Raw genomic sequence first — 17071 nt, 5'->3', positions numbered from 1 at the left:
TCCCGGGGCACCGGCCGGCGCCCCGTCGGCCACCCGGGGCGGGCGGCAGGTGGAAACCGGCCTCGGCGCCACCGCCGAGGCCGGCGGTGGAGGGCGGCGGTGGCGAGGCCGTGGACGACGGCCAGGACCCGGCCCCGTGAGAACCTCGGACGTAGGACCAAATGCCGATGGCCGCGGCGCCCGCGCCCGGGTGGAATGGCCGGATGGATCACGCGCCACACCCCGAGCGGCCGTCCGCCGGCCTCACCGCCGCCGAGCGGTCCGCCTACCTCGACCGGATCGCCCTGCCCGACCCCGGCACGCCCTCCCCGCAGGCGCTCGCCCGGCTCCAGCTCGCCCACCTGCGCACCGTCCCGTTCGAGAACCTCGGCCTCCACCTCGGCGAGCGCGTCGACCTCGACCCCGGCGCCCTGCTGGCCAAGGTCGTGACCCGCCGCCGGGGCGGCTTCTGCTACGAACTCAACGGCGCCTTCGCCGGGTTGCTCACCTCGCTCGGCTACCGGGTGAGCCTGCTGGCCGCCCGCGTCTTCGACGGCGAACGCCTCGGCCCGCCGCTCGGCCACCTCGCCCTGCGGGTGGACCTCGACGAGCCCTGGCTGGTCGACGTCGGCTTCGGCCGCTTCAGCCGCCACCCGCTGCGCCTGGACGAACGCGGCGAACAGGCCGACGCCGAGGGCGCGTTCACCCTCACCCCGACCGGTGTGCACGGCGACCTGGACGTCCTGCTGGACGGCAGGCCGCAGTACCGCCTGGGCCTGCGCCCGTACGAGCTCGCCGACTTCGCCGCCACCTGCTGGTGGCAGGCCACCTCGCCGGACTCCCACTTCACCCGCTCGACGACCTGCTCGCTGCTCACCGCCGACGGCGGCCGGGTGACCGTCAGCGGCCGGCGTCTGATCACCACCACCCCGGGCGGCGGGCGCACCGAGCGGGCCCTCGCCGACGACGAGGCCCTCGCCGCCTACCGCACCCGCTTCGGGATCGCCCTGGACCGCCTCCCGGCGCTTCCGGGCCTCCCGGACCGAGCGGGGGCTGAGCGGGGCTGAGCGGGCTCCGCCCTCCCCGGTCAGCCGCCGGCCCGCCCCTCCGTCCCGGGCGGGCCGGACGGCTGCGGGCGGTCGACGCGGACGAGGTTCGGCCAGTACCGCGGTCCGTCGGTCTCGATCCGCCGCAGGACGGGATCGACGGCGGCCAGCAGCGGCCCGATCCCGTCGGCGACCTCCGTCAGGACGGCGTCGGCCTCGCCCGGCCGCTCCTCGCGCTCGGGGTCCATGACCCGCGCACAGTGCTGCCCGGCCCGCCGGGTCTGCTCCAGCGCCGCCCACCAGGGCCCGTCCAGACCGGAGTCGGGGATGTGGAGGTGGCCCAGGGCGGTCGTGGCGGCACCCTGGAGCGCGGTGCAGATCTCGGCGAAGCGGCGGCCGTCGACCCGCACCGACTCGCCCGGCTGCTCGGCCGCCGCCCGCTGGAGCGCCTGGACCTCGTCGGAGAAGGCCCGGTACCCGTCGACGAGCGCCAGGACGTCCTGCTTCCCGCCGACCAGGTACCACATCAGCAGCTGGAAGACCCGGACCCGTTCGGAGCGGGCGTCGGCCGGCCGCCGCGCCGTGGGGTCGAGCCCGCCCGCCGAACCCGACGGCAGCGCCTGCACGGCGGCGGGCCCCAGGGCCAGCGCCCCGACGAGGGCCCCGACGAGCACCACCCGCCGGACGCCGGAGCGTGCCACCCGGTCGTCCGGCGCGGCGGCGCCGCCCCGCCGGAGGAGGGCGAGCGGCAGCCGCACCAGCGCCGCGGCCAGCGCCGCCCCGAACAGCGCCGGCAGCACCGGGCCCGCCAGCACCTGCACCAGCGGCCAACCGCTCCCCGGCACCCACAGGCAGCTGTCGCCCGTGGTCCGCAACGGCCCGAGGCACCCGTCCGCCGACACCAGCAGGAACACCGCCACCAACGCGCACGCCTGGGCGACCCCCGCCGCCACCAGCGCCCCGACCAGCCACAGCCGCCGGGACACCAGCGCCACCACCACCGCCGTGACCACCATCCCGGCCCACACCGCGACCGTCAGCCACGACACGTACCGCAGCACGAACCCGCCCCCGCGCTCATCCAGCGGCGGACGGCCCGGATACAGCACCGCCTTGACCGCCAACACCCCGGCCACGCACAGCACCCCGCCCAGCAGCCCGCGGCGCAGCGCCCGGCCCAACCCCCGGTGCCCGCCGAGCAGCCACAGCAGGTACGGCAGCGCCCACAGCGCTCCCGCGGCCGCCACGAAGGCCGTCGTGCGCCCGTCCACCCCCAGCCGCGGCATCACCGTGGCGATCCACTCCAGCTCGGCCCCGTGCCGCTCCCACCCGCCGGGGAACTGCCCGACCACCAGCTCCCGCATCCCGCCCCCGCCCAGGACGTCCCCGGCGGTGTACAGGTGGCCGCTCCCCGACCACCAGGCCAGCCCGGCCGCCGCGACCAGCACCGCCCCCGCCAGCGCGGCCACCCTCGCCACCCGCCCGCGCCCCAGCCCCAGCCGGGCGCACTGCACCAGCCACGGGACGTACGCCAACGCGCCGAGCAGCAGCACCAGCAGCACGAGCGGATACGCCGGAAACCAGCGCCCGCCGGCGGTGATGTCCACGACCAGCTCGCCGACCACCAGGCCGGCGCCCAGCCACAGCCCCGCCCGCAGCCCGTCCGGCCCGGCCGTCCCGCGGTGCGCCGCGTACGCCGCCGACCGCCAGGCCGCCACCCCGAGCACCAGCGCCGTCGGCACGGCCGCCGACCACACCCCGCCCGTCCCCCCGGCGAACGGGGGCAGCAGCAGCGGGACGGCGACACCGGCCGCGCCCACCAGGAACGTCTGCAACGGCGCCAGGGTGAACAGCGCCGCCGGATCGTCCAACGCCCGGCGCCGCTGCGCCCAGGTCGGATGCGCCCCCCAGAGCCGGCCGAGCCGGGCGGCCGGGCCCGCCGGATCGCGCACGTCCCACACCCGCCGGTCGGCGCCGAGCGCGACGGCGTCCGCGTCCGCGTACAGCTCCCGGTGGCGCAGCGCGTCGGCGCGGGCCAGCACCACCAGCAGCGCCATGCCCAGCGCGGTGGCCGTCTGCCTCACCAGCGGCGCCCGCCCGGCCGGCCAGAACACCCGGTCGGCGCCCACGAAGAGCCCGAACTCCGCGCCCACCAGCGACCCGCCGACCACCACCACGAACGGCAGCGCCACCAGCAGCGCGAACACCCGCCACAGCGCGGTGACCGCGTACCCCAGGTCCACGTCCCGGTTGCGGATGTGCGCGAACTCGTGGAGCACCACCGCCCGGAACCCGGCCGGATCGCTCACCCGGGTCACCAGCAGCCCCGCGTACAGGCACACGGTGCGCCGGCGCGCGTGGCCGAACACCACCGCCCCCGAGCCGAGCCGGCCCGGGTCCACCACGAACTCCGGCACCACCGGCAGCCGGGCCAGTTCCGCCAGGCGCAGCAGCTCCGCCCGCAGCTCCCCGTCCACGGGCTCCAGCCGGCGCGAGCGCCGCCGCCAGCGGGGCAGCAGCAGGTACAGCGCGGCGGCCGCCAGCAGCACCAGCGCCAGCGCGACGGGCACCGGCCAGCGCGGGTCGTCCGGGGCGGCGGCCAGACAGGCGCGCAGCGCCGGGTCCGCCCTGGGGTCGACCCCCAGTTGCGTCAGGAAGTCCCCGCTGGGGTCGAACCCGGCGGCCAGCGAGCAGGCGTACTCCGTGGCCCGGCCCTTGCGGACCAGCTCCAGCAGGGTCGTCAGCATGTGGTGGCCGGCGGCCACCATGGACAGCAGCAGCAGGCCGAAGCGCAGCGCGGTGCCGGCGGGCAGGACGCGCGGGTCGAGGACCGGCGCGGCGGCGGGGGGCTTCGGCGGCTCGGGCGGCACCGGTGGCACCGGTGGTGCGGCGGGTGCGCTCATGCCGGCGGCTCCGGGGCGCCGGGCCCCGTCGGGGGAGCGGGCGGGGCAGCGGGTGGTTCCGGGGGAGCGGGCGGGGCGGCGGGCGCGCCCGGCTCCATGGCCAGCCGGGCCACCACGCAGTCCGCGAGCGCGCCGGCGGCCGGCTCGTCGAACCCGGCCTCGCGGGCACCCGTGCGCACCCGGGCGTGGACGGCCGCCAACTGCCGCTCGTCCAACGGCGGTACGGGCGGCTCCAGCACGGGCCGGCCGCGCCCGCGCCGCCACAGCCACAGCCGCCGCAGCCCGCCGCCCGCGCGCGCCACGCCGGCGCCGACCGCGGCCCGGCAGGCCTCGTCCACCGCCATCCACACCACCGGCGTGACCAGCGCGGCCGCCTCCGCCAGCCCGAACCCCAGCGGCTCGCCCCGCCGCCGGCGCCCGAACAGCGCCACCACCTCCTCGGAGGACAGCCTGTCCAGCCCCCGCAGCAGCGGAAGCTCCTCCGGTGCCAGCCGTGTCACCACATCCACGACGACGTCCCGAACCGATCCGGCCATCCGCCCGCCCCCCAGAGCTGATCTTTCGTCAACTGCCGACGCGTGAGCGGAACTTACCCCCATCGGAGGTCCGCTATCCAGGGGGTTTCCCGACCGTGCCCGGCGGACGGGCGCCCGGGGCCGGCAACCGCCCCACCACGGGAACACCCCGCCGTGGCGGCCGGGGGCGGGTGCCGGCAGGTTGTCCGAAGAACCGGTGGAGGTCCCTCGGCACGGCCTGTTTGATGGTCCACCTACAAGAAACGGTTCAGCTCGGACGGGAGGCGGGTGATCCGGCCCGGCCGAGCGCACAGGAGGGGGCGCGGGGTGGGGCGTGCTGGACGTCCGCAAGGGCGGTACAAGGGAGAGACCGAGCAGGCGGACGACCTGGCCCGGTTCGTCCGGGAGATGACGTCGGGGACCACCGTCCGCGAGCTCGCCCGGCGCTACCGGGCCAGCAAGACCAGCTGGGGCGAGTACCGCTCGGCGGAGCGGGACATCCCGTGGCACCTGCTCCAACGGCTGGTCCACGACCACGTGACGGACCCGCTGGCCCGGTCGGCGCTGCTGGCGCGCGCCGCCCACCTGCACGAACAGGCGACCCGGGCGGCCGGGGGCCTCCAGCCGCCCGGAGCGGGACGGTCGGCCGCACAGCAGGCGCTGGACCTGGCCCGGCAGGCGCAACGGCAGGCCGAGGCGGGCATGGCAGAGGCGGAGGACCTGATCCGGGTGCTGGTGGCGATCGTGGCCGAGCTGCGGGGCGAACTGGCCACCGGCGCCGAGGACGCGGCGGGCCCCGCCGCACCCCCACCGGCCGGCGGCGCGGCGGAGTCGCGGCGCTCCCGGCTGCGGGAGGCGACGCGCTGCCTGGAGGAGGTGCGCCGCATCCGGGACAGCGCGCGCGAGGCACGGCGCACCGCGGAACGGGAGCAGGACGCCATCGAGGCCCTGGTCGACCAGGAGCTGACGCAGGCCCGGCCGGGTGACACCCGGCCGCCGGGCGCCGAACTGGTGGTGGCCGACGGGGTGCAGGCCCACCTGCCGGTGCTGCGGCGGCTGGGCGCCGGTCTCGTGGAGGTGCGGCAGGCCCTGGCCGACCGGCACCGGGAGGTGCTGCGGATGGCCCCCGCCGCGTCCGGCCCCGCGTCCGGCCCCGGGATCGTCCGCGGTGAGCTGGTCCGCACCCCGGACAACCCCCCGACCGGCCCGCTCGCGCGCGGAGCCGCGTTCACCGGCCCACCGTACGGCGGACCCGCCGGTGCTCGGCGCCCCCGTACGGCCGGAACCGGCACGGCCCTGGCGGCGGCGGCGCTGGCCGGGGTGCTGGTGCTCGCCGGCGTCCTGGTGGGCCTGCACCTGAGCCCGGCGCCGACCCCCCTCGACACCGTCCCCCAGGCGGCCGGCACCCGGATCGTGCCGCAGGCCGGCGCGACCGGCGGCCCGCCCTCCGCGGACGGCCCCCCGGCCCCGGTCCCCGGCCCGACCACCCCGTCCGCCGCCCCCGCACCGGGCGGTACGCCGCCCCCGTCCGCCGGAGCACAGAGCACGCCCGCGACGCCCGCACCGGCCGCGGCAGCGGCCCGGACCGAAGGAGCCGGCGCCCCGCCGGAACCCGCCACCCCCTCGGCCCCGACCGGCGGCGAACGGCCCGCGCCGTCACCGGCGACCCCCACCCCGGCACCGGGGCCGCAGACCGACCCCCCGGTACCCGGCCGCCTCGGCGGGACCCCGACGACCCCGCCGGCGGGATCGGTGGCGATCCGCAACGGCAACAGCCTGCAGTGCATGGCCACCCCCGGCGGCAGCCGGGAGGAGGGCCAACAGGTCCAGCAACTGCCCTGCGGGGACTACCCCGACCACTTCTGGGAGGCCCGGAAGACCGCCACGGACACCGAAGGCGACACCTACTACCGGATCGTCAGCTACAACAGCGCCCTGTGCCTCTCCGTCCGGGACGCCAGCACCGAGGCCACCGCCCAGATCGTCCAGTCCGCGTGCGGGAACAGCCCCGGGCAGACCTGGAGGATCGAGAAGTGGCCGCACGGCATCCGCTTCGTCAACGGCAACAGCCGCCAGTGCCTCGCCGTCTCCCACGGCAGCAACGCCCCGCAGGCCCCGCTGATGCAGTACCCGTGCGGCGACTATCCGGACCACTACTGGGACTACGGCCCCCGCCGGTAGCCGGCCCGCCCCGGGCGCTACCGCGGGGGCCCGGGCCGCGCGCTCTGCCCGTGGCGAATCTGCGGCGGGCAGAGAAACCGCGGCCGCGGGCCGCAGCGGGCCGAGAGTGGAGCGGACGGCATTCCCGGCCCCGCAAGGAGCGCAGATGACCCCCCTCAGCACGTCCCCGCCCCGCGCGGCGGAGGGCGACACCACGCCCACCGCCTTCGACGACCACCTCGCCGCGCAGCTGCTCGCCCAGCGGATCGTCCTGCTCGGCACGCAGGTCGACGACGTGTCCGCCAACCGGGTGTGCGCGCAGCTGCTGCTGCTGTCCGCGGAGGACCCGCGCACCGACATCGGCCTGTACATCAACAGCCCCGGCGGCTCCGTCACCGCGGGCCTCGCCATCTACGACACCATGCGGCTCATCCCGAACGACGTCTCCACCCTGGCGATGGGATTCGCCGCCAGCATGGGCCAGTTCCTGCTCACCGTGGGCGCGCCCGGCAAGCGGTTCGCGCTGCCGAACGCGCGGATCATGATGCACCAGCCCTCGGCGGGCATCGGCGGCACCGCCGCGGACATCGAGATCCAGGCCGAGAACCTCCAGTTCACCAAGCGGGCCATCGAGCGGATCACCGCCGAGCACACCGGGCAGAGCGAGGAGACCATCGCCCGCGACGGCGACCGGGACCGCTGGTTCACCGCCGAACAGGCCAGGGAGTACGGGATCGTGGACCGGGTGGTGGAGTCGGTCGCCGACATCCGCCCGGCCGCCTCCCGCCGACGGATCGGACTGTGACATGGGCTCGTACACGGTTCCCTACGTCATCGAGCGCACCGCACAGGGCGAGCGCACCTACGACGTCTTCAGCCGGCTGCTGAACGAACGGATCATCTTCCTCGGCACCGAGATCGACGACTCGGTCGCCAACGTGGTCATCGCCCAACTCCTGCACCTGGAGTCGGAGAACCCGGAACGCGAGATCTCGATCTACCTCAACTCGCCCGGCGGATCGTTCACTTCACTGATGGCGATCTACGACACGATGACCTTCGTGCAGGCGCCGATCTCCACCTTCTGCGTCGGCCAGGCGGCGTCGACGGCCGCCGTGCTGCTGGCCGGAGGGGACCCCGGGCGACGGTTCGTGCTCCAGCACGCCCGGGTGCTGCTCGGCCAGCCGGCCAGCGGCGGCCGGCAGGGGACGGTCTCCGACCTCAGCCTCGCGGCCAAGGAGATGGTCCGCATCCGCTCGCAGGTGGAGGAGGTGCTGTCCCGGCACACCCACCACGACGCGGCGACGCTGCGCGCCGACATGGACCGCGACAAGGTGCTCACCGCCGAGGAGGCCGTCGCCTACGGCATCGCCGACCAGGTGCTGAGCCGGCGGCTCCCGTTCGCCTGACCCCGCCCGGCCGGTGCGGCGGCGGTACGCACCGCCGCCGCACCGGCCACCGGGCGCGCTCAGGCGGCCAGGCAGAGGCCGTCGTACCGAGCCGTGGGCGCCGTACGGCCCCGGCCCGCCAGGCCCTGACCGGACAGGCCCCGGCCCGCCAGGCCCTGGCCGACCCGGCTCGGGACCGCGTACCGGGCCAGCTCGTCCTGGGCCAGCGAGAGCAGGTCCCCGAGCCCCAGCCCCAGCGCCCGGGCGGCGGCCGCCAGCACCTCGGAGGAGGCCTCCTTGCGCCCGCGCTCCAGCTCCGACAGGTACGGCATCGAGATCCGGGCCGCCTGCGCGACGTCCTTCAACGTGCGCTCCTGCGCGAGCCGCTCACGCCGCAGCACATCGCCGACGACGTCGCGCCACAGCGGCTCCCTGCGCACCGGCGCCGGCGGGGCCTGGGCCGGCCGCGGGGTGCGGGACGCCCCGTCGGACGCGGGCGGCGAGGCCGGCGGACGCAGGGGGATGACGCGGGCTTCGTTCGGCGCATGAGTGCTCACCCCTTCAGCCTAGGGATCCCGGGCCCGGGGGGAAGACCGCGGCGTTCTGCCCTGGGTGAATCCGCCCCCGAGGACCGCGGACGCCCCCTCAGGGCCCCGGCGTTCACCGGCCAGGGCGCTGTCGCCCGGCCGCCGGTGAGTGGATGTCACGGTGGCCGGGCTCTGAGCGGCGGTGGGACGGGCCCGTACCACCCGGTGCTCTTCTCACCCCGATCCGCTCGGCCAAACGGGCGGGCGCCGGGACGCGGACGCCGGGGCCCCGCCACACCCGCCCGGGCCACGGCCGCCGACCTCCGCGCCCCCGCCCGCCCCCGCCGGTAGCCTGCCCGGGTGGACCCCGTGAACGTGAACGAGGCAGCCGCGACCGACCGGCCCGTGCTCTACGAACGGGCCGGGCACGTCGCCCGCGTGACCCTGAACCGCCCCCGGGTGCTCAACGCGATGGACCAGCGGATGCACGCGGAACTCGGCGCGGTCTGGGACGAGGTCGAACGCGACGACCGGGTACGGCTGGTCGTGCTGACCGGCGCGGGCGAACGCGCCTTCTCGGTCGGCCAGGACCTCACGGAACGGGCCCGCCTCGACCGCGAAGGCACCCCGCCGACCACCTTCGGATCCCGGGGCCTGCCCGGCTCGCCGCGCCTGACCGACCGCTTCTCCCTGACCAAACCCGTCCTGGCCAGGGTCCGCGGCTACGCCCTCGGCGGCGGCTTCGAACTGGTCCTCGCCTGCGACCTGGTGATCGCCGCGCACAGCGCCGTCTTCGCCCTGCCCGAAGCCGCCCTCGGACTGGTCCCCGGCGCCGGCGGGGCCTTCCGGCTGGCCCGGCAGATCCCGCTCAAGGCCGCGATGGGCTACCTGCTCACCGGACACCGGATGTCCGCGTCCCAGGCGCTGGCCTTCGGACTGGTCAACGAGGTCGTCCCCGACGAGCGGCTGGACGAGTGCGTCGACCGCTGGACGGCCGACCTGCTGCGCTGCGCGCCGCTGTCGCAACGCGCCCTGAAGGAGGCCGTGATGCGCTCGGTGGACCTGCCGCTGGAGGAGGCGTTCACGACCCGCTACCACTGGGAGCAGGTCCGCCGGGCCAGCGAGGACGCCAGGGAGGGGCCGCGCGCCTTCGCGGAAAAACGCCCCCCGGTGTGGCGCGGGCGCTGAGCGCGCCCGCGCCCGAAGTCCCGGGCCCCCCGGCCCGGCCCGCCGTCGGGCCCGGCCGGGCCGGAGGACCCCACCCCGCTCCGCCGCGGGAGCGCCGCCGGGGCCGGGTCAGTCGCCGGCCGCGCCGCCGAAGGCGGATTCGAACTCGTCGATGTCCTCCTGACCCAGCGAGATCAGCGAGAAGTCCGACGGGGTGTGACCTCCGGGGCCCTCGGAGGCGTGCCGGACCAGCCCTTCGAGCACGGCCCGCCACCGCCCGGCGAGGTCGCCGAGCTCCTCCCCGGTGAGCAGCCCGCGCGGCGACTCGAGGACGAAACGCAGCTCGGGGCCCTCCGGCAGGTCCCGCGCCGAGCCGTTGATCTCCAGCACGTGCCGCAACGGCGTCGACGCGTCGACCCCGCCCTCCGGCGACCCGTGCCCGACCGCCGGCGTCCAGGGGGACGCCCCCGCCCGCGGCCGCTCGCCCCGGGCGCCCGACTCCTCGCCCGAACCGCCGAACCGGCCCAGGTAGTTGAACCCGATCTGCGGCGCCGCCAGCGGCTCCAGCACCGGACGGGTGGCCGGGTTGGCGTACCTGAGCAGCCCGTAGCCCAGGCCGTCGCCCGGCCGCTGCCGCAGCTGCTCCTTGACCCGCTTGATCAGCCGCGCGGCGTCCGCGCCGCCCGCCCGGACCTCGGCCGGGTCGATCGGGCCCGTCTCCAGCCACGCCGGGTGGACGGCGGTGAACCAGCCGACGGTCCGCGTCAGGTCCATGTCCTCGGACAGCGGCACCCGGCCGTGCGCCTCCCGGTCGACCAGGAAGCCCTCCGGCACCGGACGGCCGCGCGCCCGCAGCCACTCCTCCAGCGCCGCGGCGAGCCCGGCCAGCAGCACGTCGTCGACTCCCGCGTGGTAGGCGGCGGGCAGGGCCGCCAGCAGCGGACCCGCCGTCCCCGCCGGGACGGTCAGCTCGGCGCTGGACAGGCCGCCCCCCACGGTGTCGGTCCGCGGGTCCAGCGGCCGCCCGGCCAGCGGCGGCTCGGCCCGGTCGAGCATCCGCCGCCACAGCGGCAGCTCGTCCACCGTCTGCTGCGCCCTGGCCCGCTCCGCGAGGGCGAGCGCCCAGCGGCGGAACGAGGTCGGCTCGGCGGCCACCGCCGCCCGCGCCGCGTCCGCGCCCCCGGCGTCCAGGGCGGCGTCCGCGAGCGCCAGGTCGGGCATCAGCACCCGCCAGGAGACGCCGTCGATCACCAGGTGGTGGGCGACCAGCAGGACGAGGCCGCCGTCCCCGGCGCCCCGGTCCAGGAGCACGGCCCGCAGCATCACGCCGTCGTGCGGCGCGAGCGCGGCCTCGGCCGCGGCGGCCTGCTCGTCGATCAGCGCGTCCAGCCGCTCCTCGTCGAGGCCGCCCGCCTCCACCCGGGTCACCAGGTCCGCCACCGGGACCGCCCAGGACGCGCCGGGCTCGGGGACCACCAGCCGTGCGTCCGCGTCCTCGCCCTCCAGGCGGGCCCGCAGCACGTCGTGGCGCCCGACGACCGCCCCGAGCACGGCGGCCAGCCGCCCGGCGGTCAGACCGGGCGGCGCGGTCAGCACCATCGCCTGGCTGCCGGCGCGCGCCGGCGAACCGGTGCGGGCCGCGATCTCGCGCATCACCGGGGTCAGCGGGACCGGCCCGCCGGGGACGTCCTCGGCGCCCTGCGCCGCGCTGTCGTCGACCGACTCGGCGACCCGCGCGAGCTCCGCGGGGGTGCGCAGCTCGAAGATCTGGCGCGGGGTGACGGTCAGGCCGGCCTTGCGGGCCCGCCCCGCCAGCAGCATCGAGGTGATCGAGTCGCCGCCGAGGGCGAAGAAGGAGTCCTCCGCCCCCACCTGCTCCAGGCCGAGCACCTCGGCGAAGAGCCGGCACAGCAGCTCCTCCGTGTCGGTGGCGGCGGCGCGTCCGGCCGCCCGACCGGAGAAGTCGGGCAGCGGCAGGGCGGCCCGGTCGACCTTGCCGTTCACCGTCACCGGCAGCGCGTCGAGCACGGTCACCGAGGCCGGGACCAGGTAGTCGGGCAGCCTCCCGGCGAGGTACTCCTCCAGCGCCCGCGGGTCGGGCGAGGTGCGCCCGCGGTCGGCCGGCACCACGTACCCGGCCAGGCGCTTGTGGCCGCCGCCGTCCTCGACCGCGACCACCAGCGCCTGCGCGACGTCCGGGTGGGCGGCGAGCACGGCCTCGATCTCGGCCGGTTCGATGCGGAACCCGCGGATCTTGAGCTGCTGGTCGGCGCGGCCGAGGAAGAGCAGCTGCCCGTCCCCGGTCCACTGCGCCAGGTCGCCGGTGCGGTACATCCGCGCGCCCTCGGGCTCGCCCTCGGCGGGGAAGGGGCAGGCGACGAAGCGCTCCGCGGTGAGCGAGGCCCGGCCCAGGTAGCCGCGGGCCAGCCCGGCCCCGGCCAGGTAGAGCTCGCCCGTCATGCCGACCGGCACCGGCTCGAGGAACGCGTCCAGGACGAACACCCGGGTGTTGTCCATCGGCCGGCCCAGCGGCACCGCGTCGGGCACCGCCTCCGGGTCGGTGAAGGGCAGCTGGGTGGCGAAGGCCGTGGACTCGGTCGGGCCGTAGGTGGTGCGCACCACCAGGCCGGGGTGGGAGCGCAGCAGTGTGCGCACGGCGTCGGCGGAGACGACGTCGCCGCCGGTGGACACCTCGCGCACCCCGCCGAAGATGTGCGCGGCCTGCTCGGCGAGCACCCGGAAGTGCCCGGCCGTGGCGTGCACGCTGGTCACCCGCTGGGCCGCGATCAGCCGGCCGCGCTCGACCGTGTCGATGTCCCCGGGGGGCACCAGCACCAGCCGGCCGCCGTGCAGCAGCGTCGTCCAGATCTCGTAGGTGGAGGCGTCGAAGGCATGGTTGGCCTGCACCAGCACCCGTTCGAGGGTCTCGGCGGACCAGCACTCGTCGAGGCAGAACGCGATGACGCTGCCGTACGTCACCGCGACGCCCTTCGGCAGCCCGGTGGACCCCGAGGTGTAGATGACGTACATCAGGTTCTCCGGCCGTACGGGCACCGGGGGGAAGGCCTCGTCCGGCCCGGCCCCGTCCTGTCCGGCCCCGTCCTGTCCGGCCTCGGCGGGGGAGTCGCCGGCCGCGGGGGCCGGCTCCAGGCGCAGTACCTCGGCGGCGCCGAACAGCGCGGCGTCGGCCAGGCCCCGCGCGGCGTTCGGCTCGTCGACCAGCACCACGGCCACGCCCGCCTGCGCCGCCACCGCGCCGAGCCGGGCGGCCGGGTGCCCGCCGTCCATCGGCAGGTAGGCCGCGCCGGTCTTCACCACCGCCAGCAGCGCGGTGACCAGCTCGGGCGAGCGCTCGGCCACCACGCCCACCAGCGTCTCCGGGCCGACGCCGAGCCCGGCCAGTCGGTGTGCCAGCCGGTTCGCCCGCCGGTCGAGGTCGGCGTAGGTCAGCTCGCGCTCCCCGGCCACCACGGCCACGGCCTGCGGGGTGCGGCGCGCCTGCTGCTCCAGGAGTTCGGCGAGCGTCGCGCCCGGCAGGTCGCGGCGGGTCGGGTTCCCGGCCCCGCCCAGGTCCTGGCGCTCGTCGCCGGTCAGCACGTCGAGCCGGCCGAGGGGCACGCCGGGGTCCTCCGCGACCTGGCGCAGGATCCGCAGCATCCGGTCGACGAGGGCGCGGGCGGTGCGCTCGTCGAACAGGTCGGGCCGGTAGTCCAGCCGCAGCTCGATGTCGTCGGTCGGGGTGACCACGACGGTCAGCGGGTAGTGCGCGGCCTCCTCGCCGCCGCCCGCGGAGATCCGCAGGCCGGCCGGGCCCGGCCCGAGGGGGGAGGGCGGCGGCCCCTGCGGCGGACCCCCGGGCCCGGGCGGACCCCCGGGCCCGGGCAGGCTCCCAGGCCCCTGCGGCAGCGGGCCGCCGCTCTGGCGCCCGCTGCGCAGCGCCGTGCCGCCCAGGCCCTCGCCCGGCGGCGAGGGGGGCTCGGGCCCCGGCGCCGGGGCCTGCCCGTCGGGCGCGGCCGGGCGCATCGACGGGGCCACCATCGGGCCGCGCGGGTAGTTCTGGAAGACCATCAGGGTGTCGAACACCGCGCCCGGGCCGCCGGCGCGCTGGATCTCGGGCAGGCTCAGCTGCTGGTGGTCCAGCAGGGCGGCCTGCTGGTCCTGCAGCGCCGTCATGGCCTCGCGGAAGGGCCGGGCCGGGTCCAGCGGCACCCGCACCGGCACGGTGTTGATGAACAGCCCGACCATCCGGTCCGCCTGCGGAACCTCGGCCGGGCGGCCGGAGACGGTCGCCCCGAAGACCGGGTCCAGCCGGCCGGACAGCTTGCCCACCAGCAGCGCCCAGGCGACCTGGAAGACCCGGTTGAGGGTGACCCCGGAGGCGCGCGCCGTCTCCCGCAGCCGCTCCGCGAGGTCGTCGCCGATCCGGTCGATCACGTGCCGCAGCATCACCGGCGGGCCGCCGCGGTCGCCCGGGCCCACCAGGGTGGGGCCCTCGGTGCCGGCCAGCATCTCCCGCCACGCCTCGCGCGCGGCGTCCTTGTCCCGGCGCACCAGCCAGGCCAGGTAGTCGCGGTACTGCGGCACCTTCGGCAGCACCGAGGGGTCGCCGTCGTTGCCGTAGAGCGCCCACAGCTCGCCGAACAGGATCGGCAGCGACCAGCCGTCCATCAGGATGTGGTGCATCGTCACCACCATCCGGTGCCGCTCGGGGCCGGCCCGCAGCAGCAGCACCCGCAGCAGCGGCGGCACGCCGAGGTCGAAGCGCCGGGCGTCGACCGCGGCCAGGCGCTCCGCCCGCGCCTCGGCCTCCTGCGCGCCCAGGTCCCCGAGGTCGGCGTAGGTCCACGGGATCCGCACGCCCTTGGCGATCACCTGCACGGTGTCGCCGGCCGCGCGGGAGCGGAAGCCGGCCCGCAGGCTCGCGTGCCGCTCCAGCAGCGCCTGCCAGGACGCCTCGAGCACGTCGGGCCGCAGCGGGCCGTCGAGGTTGAGGATCCGCTGCCCCACGTACACGTCCCGGGGCGCGTCCTGGTCGTACGAGGCGTGGAACAGCAGTCCCTCCTGCAGCGGGGACAGCGGCCAGACGTCCTCGACCGTCAACTGGGTCATCGTGCTCTCCGTTCGGGTTGGCCGGGGTTGCCCGCCGTCTCGGGCGGCGGCAGCACGCGCAGGGGCCCGCCGCCGGGCGCCAGCGGGGGCAGGTCGTGGTAGCCGTTCGCCGACGGCCGCTCGGTGTCCGGGCTCGGCGCGGGCGGGTCGGCGAACTGGGTGCGGTAGAGCTCCGCGTACAGGCCGCCGTCGCCGACGAGTTCGGTGTGCCGGCCGCGTTCGACCACGTGCCCGTCCTTGAGCACGAGGATCTGGTCGGCCTCGCGGATCGTGGACAGGCGGTGCGCGATCACCAGGGCGGTGCGGCCGGACAGGGCGGTCCACAGGGCCCGTTGCAGGGCCGCCTCGGACTCCGAGTCCAGGTGTGCCGTGGCCTCGTCGAGCACCACCACGGACGGTTTCTTGAGCAGCAGCCGCGCGATCGACAGGCGCTGCTTCTCGCCGCCGGAGAAGCGGTAGCCGCGGTCGCCCATGACGGTGTCGAGGCCGTCGGGCAGCGCGCGGACCACGTCCCAGACCTGCGCGGCCTCGCAGGCCTCGACGAGCTCCGCCTCGGTGGCGTCCGGCTGGGCGTAGAGCAGGTTGGCGCGGATGGTGTCGTGGAACATGTGCGCCTCCTGGGTCACCATGCCGACGGTGGCGTGCAGCGAGGCCAGGGTCAGGTCGCGCACGTCGTGGCCGCCGATCCGCACGGTGCCCTCGGTGGGTTCGTACAGCCGCGCCACCAGCTGGCTGATGGTGGTCTTGCCCGCGCCGGAGGGCCCGACGAGCGCGGTCAGCCGGCCCGCCGGGGCGCGGAAGCTCACCCCGCGCAGCGCGTGGGCGTCGCCGGAGCGCTCCGGGGCCGGCAGCGACAGCGTCTCCAGCGAGGCGAGGGAGACCTCCCCGGCCCGGGGGTAGCGGAAGGAGACGTCCTCGAACTCGACCTCCGGGGCCCCGTCCGGGCCGGCCGGGGGCAGTGCGACCGCGCCGGGCCGCTCCACGATCAGCGGCCGGAGGTCCAGCACCTCGAAGAGCCGGTCGAAGGAGACGAGCGCGGTCAGGTAGTTCGACTGGAGGTTGGACAGCTGGTTGATCGGCCCGAACAGCCGCGCCAGGAGGGTGGCCAGCGCCACCAGCGAGCCGATCTGGATGGCCCCGTCGATCACCAGCTCGCCGCCGACGCCGTAGACCACCGCGGTGGCGAGCGAGGCCAGCAGCGTCACCGTCACCAGCAGCATCCGCGCGTAGACGGAGGTGACCACGCCGACGTCCCGGACCCGCGCCGCGCGCTCGGCGAAGCGCCGGCTCTCGCCGCCCGGCCGGCCGTAGAGCTTGACCAGCAGCGCGCCGGCCACGTTGAAGCGCTCCTGCATGAGCGAGCCGAGTTCGGCGTCCAGCTGCATCGAGGTGCGCAGGTTGCGCTGGAGCCGGCGGCCCACGACGCGGCCCGGCAGCACGAAGAAGGGCACCGTGACGAGCACCACCAGGCCGACGACCCAGGACAGGTAGAAGATCGTGGCGATCACCAGGCCCAGCACCAGCAGGCTGGAGAGCACGTTGGACAGCAGCACCGTCACCGCCTGCTGGGCCTCCATCACGTCGGTGTTCAGCCGGCTCACCAGCGAACCGGTCTGGGTCCGGGTGAAGAACGCGAGCGGCTGGCGCTGCACGTGCTGGAAGACCTCGGTGCGCAGGTCGTAGATCAGCCCCTCGCCGATGCGCGCCGAACTGCGGCTCACCAGGAAGCCCACCAGCGCCTGGAGCACCGCCAGGCCCGCCACCGCGGCGGCGGCACCCGCCACCACGCCCCGGTCGCGGGGCACGATGCCGTGGTCGATCAGCACCTTGAACAGCAGCGGCGTGGAGACGGTGACGACGGCGTCGAACACGGTCAGGCTCAGCAGCGCGACGATCTGCCGGCGGTAGGGCCGCAGGTAGGGCAGGACCCGCCGGGAGGTGCCGGGCCTGACCCGCCCCCGGGCCGGCGCCGCCTCGTCGCCGGGGTCGGCCCGTACGGTGATCAGCGGGCCCGGGCCCATCATGGTGCGGCGACCTCCTTGCCGTTCGTGGCCGTGACCGGGGCGCCGGCCCGCGGACGCTGGTCGGTCCAGGTGCGGTCGACGTAGGCCAGGCACTCGTCGCGGGCGCCCGGGCCGTGGACGACCCGCCAGCCGGGCGGCACCTGCGCGAAGGCGGGCCACAGCGAGTACTGGCCCCGGGGGTTGACGAGCACCAGGTAGGCGGCGTCGGGGTCGTCGAAGGGGCTGGTCATCTTCTCGGTCTCCTTGTCGTTCG

Annotated in this window: 11 protein-coding genes; 5 read left to right on the top strand and 6 right to left on the bottom strand. The window is 76.7% G+C overall.

Annotated features, from left to right (window positions below; translation table 11 throughout):
• The first annotated feature begins 203 nt into the window (after positions 1-203).
• The gene (locus tag ACZ7RU_RS11845) at positions 204-1046 is read left to right on the top strand and encodes an arylamine N-acetyltransferase family protein (RefSeq protein WP_470340745.1); all 843 of its coding nucleotides are present in this window, start codon (positions 204-206) and stop codon (positions 1044-1046) included.
• 20 nt (positions 1047-1066) lie between these two features.
• On the opposite strand, the gene ACZ7RU_RS11840 is transcribed toward ACZ7RU_RS11845, so the two are convergent.
• On the bottom strand, positions 1067-3928 hold the full coding sequence (locus tag ACZ7RU_RS11840; protein WP_470340744.1) for a M48 family metalloprotease: 2862 nt from the start codon (positions 3926-3928) through the stop codon (positions 1067-1069).
• Positions 3925-4437 carry a hypothetical protein gene (locus tag ACZ7RU_RS11835; protein ID WP_470340743.1) on the bottom strand — a complete coding sequence of 171 codons (513 nt, stop codon included), beginning with the start codon at positions 4435-4437 and terminating at the stop codon, positions 3925-3927. Before ACZ7RU_RS11835 ends, ACZ7RU_RS11840 begins: the two co-directional genes overlap by 4 nt.
• A gap of 333 nt (positions 4438-4770) precedes the next feature.
• Between ACZ7RU_RS11835 and ACZ7RU_RS11830 the strand changes: the two genes are divergently transcribed.
• From ACZ7RU_RS11830 to ACZ7RU_RS11820, 3 genes are all read left to right on the top strand, one after another.
• A complete protein-coding gene (locus ACZ7RU_RS11830) occupies positions 4771-6624 on the top strand; it encodes an RICIN domain-containing protein (RefSeq protein ID WP_470340742.1) in 1854 nt (617 codons plus the stop codon).
• A gap of 145 nt (positions 6625-6769) precedes the next feature.
• On the top strand, positions 6770-7408 hold the full coding sequence (locus ACZ7RU_RS11825) for an ATP-dependent Clp protease proteolytic subunit (protein ID WP_470340741.1): 639 nt from the start codon (positions 6770-6772) through the stop codon (positions 7406-7408).
• A 1-nt stretch (position 7409) separates the two neighbouring features.
• Positions 7410-8012: a ClpP family protease gene (locus ACZ7RU_RS11820; protein ID WP_401112017.1), complete on the top strand. Its 603-nt coding sequence runs from the start codon at positions 7410-7412 to the stop codon at positions 8010-8012.
• A gap of 59 nt (positions 8013-8071) precedes the next feature.
• Here ACZ7RU_RS11820 and ACZ7RU_RS11815 read toward each other — a convergent pair whose 3' ends face one another.
• Positions 8072-8548, bottom strand: a complete 477-nt coding sequence (locus ACZ7RU_RS11815; protein WP_470340740.1) for a helix-turn-helix domain-containing protein — start codon at positions 8546-8548, stop codon at positions 8072-8074.
• A gap of 330 nt (positions 8549-8878) precedes the next feature.
• On the opposite strand from ACZ7RU_RS11815, the gene dpgD reads away from it, so the two are divergent.
• Positions 8879-9706, top strand: coding sequence for an enoyl-CoA-hydratase DpgD (dpgD, locus tag ACZ7RU_RS11810; protein WP_470340739.1), 828 nt, complete (start codon positions 8879-8881; stop codon positions 9704-9706).
• A 108-nt stretch (positions 9707-9814) separates the two neighbouring features.
• Here dpgD and ACZ7RU_RS11805 read toward each other — a convergent pair whose 3' ends face one another.
• Genes ACZ7RU_RS11805 through ACZ7RU_RS11795 form a run of 3 tightly spaced genes read right to left on the bottom strand, consistent with a single transcriptional unit; the run spans position 9815 to position 17048 of the window.
• Positions 9815-14794: an amino acid adenylation domain-containing protein gene (locus ACZ7RU_RS11805; RefSeq protein WP_470340738.1), complete on the bottom strand. Its 4980-nt coding sequence runs from the start codon at positions 14792-14794 to the stop codon at positions 9815-9817.
• Positions 14791-16818, bottom strand: coding sequence for an ABC transporter ATP-binding protein (locus tag ACZ7RU_RS11800; protein ID WP_470340737.1), 2028 nt, complete (start codon positions 16816-16818; stop codon positions 14791-14793). Before ACZ7RU_RS11800 ends, ACZ7RU_RS11805 begins: the two co-directional genes overlap by 4 nt.
• Complete coding sequence (locus ACZ7RU_RS11795; protein WP_470340736.1) at positions 16815-17048, bottom strand: MbtH family protein; 234 nt, start codon at positions 17046-17048, stop codon at positions 16815-16817. Before ACZ7RU_RS11795 ends, ACZ7RU_RS11800 begins: the two co-directional genes overlap by 4 nt.
• Between the last annotated feature and the right edge of the window lie 23 nt (positions 17049-17071).

Source organism: Kitasatospora sp. NPDC114501, from assembly GCF_055633695.1.
The sequence above is the reverse complement of the archived record's forward strand: the minus strand, read 5'-3'. Positions and strand labels throughout refer to the sequence as shown.